The sequence below is a fragment of the Methylobacter svalbardensis genome (assembly GCF_037671525.1).
GTDB classification, from domain to species: domain Bacteria; phylum Pseudomonadota; class Gammaproteobacteria; order Methylococcales; family Methylomonadaceae; genus Methylobacter_A; species Methylobacter_A svalbardensis.
In genome coordinates this window covers 1-3,363 of sequence record NZ_JAWPOH010000134.1, presented here as the reverse complement: position 1 = coordinate 3,363, position 3,363 = coordinate 1, and the positions used below count along the sequence as shown (strand labels likewise).

2 protein-coding genes and 2 pseudogenes are annotated in these 3,363 nt (G+C 43.8%); 2 read left to right on the top strand and 2 right to left on the bottom strand.

What is annotated here, in order from left to right:
• Window positions 1-568: pseudogene (locus RW114_RS20160) on the bottom strand (IS21 family transposase); the annotation flags it as partial.
• A gap of 220 nt (window positions 569-788) precedes the next feature.
• On the opposite strand from RW114_RS20160, the pseudogene RW114_RS20155 reads away from it, so the two are divergent.
• A pseudogene (locus tag RW114_RS20155) lies at window positions 789-1,161 on the top strand (Crp/Fnr family transcriptional regulator); the annotation flags it as partial.
• A 705-nt stretch (window positions 1,162-1,866) separates the two neighbouring features.
• On the top strand, window positions 1,867-2,190 hold the full coding sequence (locus RW114_RS20150; protein ID WP_340124524.1) for a sll1863 family stress response protein: 324 nt from the start codon (window positions 1,867-1,869) through the stop codon (window positions 2,188-2,190).
• 645 nt (window positions 2,191-2,835) lie between these two features.
• On the opposite strand, the gene RW114_RS20145 is transcribed toward RW114_RS20150, so the two are convergent.
• On the bottom strand, window positions 2,836-3,165 hold the full coding sequence (locus RW114_RS20145; protein WP_340124523.1) for a hypothetical protein: 330 nt from the start codon (window positions 3,163-3,165) through the stop codon (window positions 2,836-2,838).
• Window positions 3,166-3,363: the final 198 nt, after the last annotated feature.

The following is a 3,363-nucleotide window of genomic DNA, read 5'->3' as shown; positions in this document are numbered from 1 at the left end:
GGCTTTGGCTCCAGGTCGCTTCGGCAAAGGTGTAATTGGAGGCTCCCAACACCGCTACAAAGATCTGCGCGGTGCGAATTTCGCCGGTTGACGCGCAGACCACGGGCATTGTGGGTCCGGCATAATCGATAAACAACTTGTCACCGGCACGATGAGTCTGGCGCATGGAGCGTTTTTGTTTCTTCCGCCAGTCGGCATAACGGGCGCAGAACTGCGAGTAGCTATAGCAACGATTCGGATACTGCTGGGTGTACTCCTCCCAGAGCAACTGCTTGGTCAGGCCCTTTTTCTTCAACTCCATATGAACATCTGTCCATACCGGCTCCTGAAATTTGGCGGAAGGCTGAGCGTCTGATCGGGGATAAAATTTCAGGGCTAGCGTTTGATCATCCCAATCCTCCGGTAGCGGCCAGGTTATTTTCAGCTGCACGGCCAGTTTCAAGATGTTTTGGATGCTGCCGACACTGATTTTGGTGCTCGCACTGATTTTTCGGATACTTAATCCGGCGCTGTAACTGAGTCTGAGTACTTCTCTTAATTTTCGCATTGCTGTTCTCTTCGCTGACATATCTTTTTCCAAAAAGGTGGAAAGGATAGTCTGATTGGATAAACAATACGTTAGGCGGGATTCTGGCAACCTGAACAGTCATTCTGGCAACTTGAACACCGATTCTGGAAAATCCAGAAAAGTGTTCAGCTTGAAACCAGAATCAGTGTTCAAGTTAAATCAGAATAGGTGTTCAGATTGAATCAGAATGAGTGTTCAGGTTGGGCCAGAATATGCAATCTTACACCGTTTGTTGATGCGCTATACCCAGGCGCTGATTACCCAGATAGCGCAGACGGCAGACGGCGGCCTGCAATCGGCATCATTCGGTGGATCAGCAACTCTGCCACTGGCTGCTGATAAGCCTCGACCGGCTACCTGAGAACGAATTGACCATGACCCAGGAATTGATCTCCCATATGCTCGGCGTGCGCCGCGAAGGCATCACGAAGGCTGCGGGGAAATTGCAGCGAGCGGGATTGATTCATTGCACCCGTGGCCACATCACGATATTAGACCGGCCTGGATTAGAAGCGCGGGTCTGCGAGTGCTACCAAGTGGTCAAAACGGAAACCGATCGCCTGCTCCCCTATCTCTCCGAAGTACCCCATTGACAGCACGCATTCGAGCGATACGTTATGGGGTTGTAAGCCCTAACCGCCGAAATTTCAGAACAAAATGTAGTTATTTATAACCGATCGATAAAGATAGGTAATTAGTTGTATATCAATTAACGGTCGTTGTTAGGTTATGATTTTGATAATCATAAACACCGTATAAGGGGTTAAGTTGATTGGCACCCCATTTTTAACCTGAAATCCGGACAGTAGTTTAAGCTATGTTCTGTCGAAAAATGAGAAGCAGGAAATGAGCGAAAGCAAACGGAAGATTTATACAGGGGCGCAAAAAGCCAAAATTGCCCTGGAAGCGGTTAGAGGCGTAAAGACAATCAATGAGATCGCCCAGGATAACAAGGGGTTCTAACCGCAAACCCTCGTAATTCCCCTAAAGTTAATAAAATCAACCAGTTAAAAACGCATAAATATTCAAAAATCATTTTCTATCTAATTGATTTTTAAAGATATGGAAAAATTCCGCGGTTTAGGGCGCACAACCCCTAATACCATTCTGTTTGTACCTTCAGAGCCAAAACCGATGCAAGTTGCCTTATTTCAACTGAATCAAAATTAATGCTATTGCAATAGTTTCATATAAAGAGGACTATGATGCAGGTGAAAAATTGAGGATTTCGCTCCATTAATAATCGTGAATTCAGATCCTGATGTTATTGTTTACTTATTCAACCGGGAGTTAACGCTATGACCAAAAACGCTATGACCAAAGAAGAATTATTATCAAAAGCCCAAGATTCCATTGACAAACTAGAAGCAAAACTCAAATCACTTAAAGAAAAAAGAGTTGATGAGTCGCAAAAAGCCATTGATCATGTTCGCGCTGCAATTGACGATTTGGAACAAAAGTTAGCGCATGCAAAAGCTAAAGCTAAGGATATAGAGGAAGCAGATGATGATACTTGGGATGAAATGAAAGAGTCGTTGGAGTCAGGATGGGACGAAGCATCATCAAAATTGGAAGAAAGCTGGAATAGTTTAACCTCAACCGTAAAATCATTTTTCTCATAAAAGTAAGCGCGCCCAACAAAGACAACCATAAATGGGGGATCGAAACAGCTCACATGATGTGAAAGGAACTACTTTCCAAGGAAAACATCCCCCTCTATAAGCAGTTAATAGCTTTAGGAGAATAACTTCGTCCGCAAATAGGTGCGGCTTAAGGCCTTTGAATATTTACGACAGAACCATTTGAAGTCCAACGGTATTAAAAGTTACGTTAGCGTTTATCATCATTCAACTAAAATTCAAACAGAAAAGCCATGGCTATGTAGGGTGCATTTAAACAAACGACAGAATTGTTTCATAGGATTTTGAGCAACGACACGGCGAAAACCTACGGTGTATTGCCTATAGCACTATTGCCGTTGCTTTATTATTCGATGAATACCTGAAATTACGGCTTATTCGATAAGAAAACATATAGGGATTTAAGACATTTTCATCTAATTTTCCTTATCGTATAAATGTTCGTTTTTTGTATGTGTTTAGTGTGGCTGTTATCTTTGTGAGTGCCGATTGGTAGATACTTCCCAAAAAAGTGCCGGTTTGACATGACTAAAATTGGGAAGCCATAAAGTGGCCTAAAGCCACGCCATCTGTGGTTTTTAAAGAAATCCTATGAAACAATTCTGTCGTTTGTTTAAACGTACCCTATTATGTCGTATTCTTCCAAGCGACATAATAACCATGGGCCGCTGCCTTTTTCCAGCTTGGGCCATTCTCACAACATTGTTTTGCTTCTTCCAGCGTACCAAATGCGCCCCATGATGTAGGTCTATCCCACGCCCCCCCGTCCAGGCAATGGACGCGATAGGCTGTTCCGGTTGGGAAATGTTTGAACCATGACTCCTTTTTGTCTGCAATCCATTCGTTAAATTCTGCCTCGGTTTTACAGGTTTCAATATATTCAAAACCTGCTGTTCTCTCTTGATAATCTTCCCAAGTATCATTTTCTTTATACTCGTCGGTCAGAATAATAGGCACCTGCCAGAATTTCTTTAATTCTGTTTTCGATCTTTCGTCATTGGCACGATTAAAAAAGTGTTTGGGGATTTGCGGGGAGTCGCTATTTTTGCGACAGCTTTTATGGGCATCCCTGCCCAACAAGCGGCAAAAATCACGCGACCGCTGATGCCTGCGGCTGCCCCAGCCGTCCTGGTCACTCGATCGCTACCCAACAAG

Coding starts and splice junctions, on each gene's coding strand:
- RW114_RS20150 (WP_340124524.1), top strand. CDS start 1,867: ATGACCAAAAACGCTATGACCAAAGAAGAATTATTATCAAAAGCCCAA.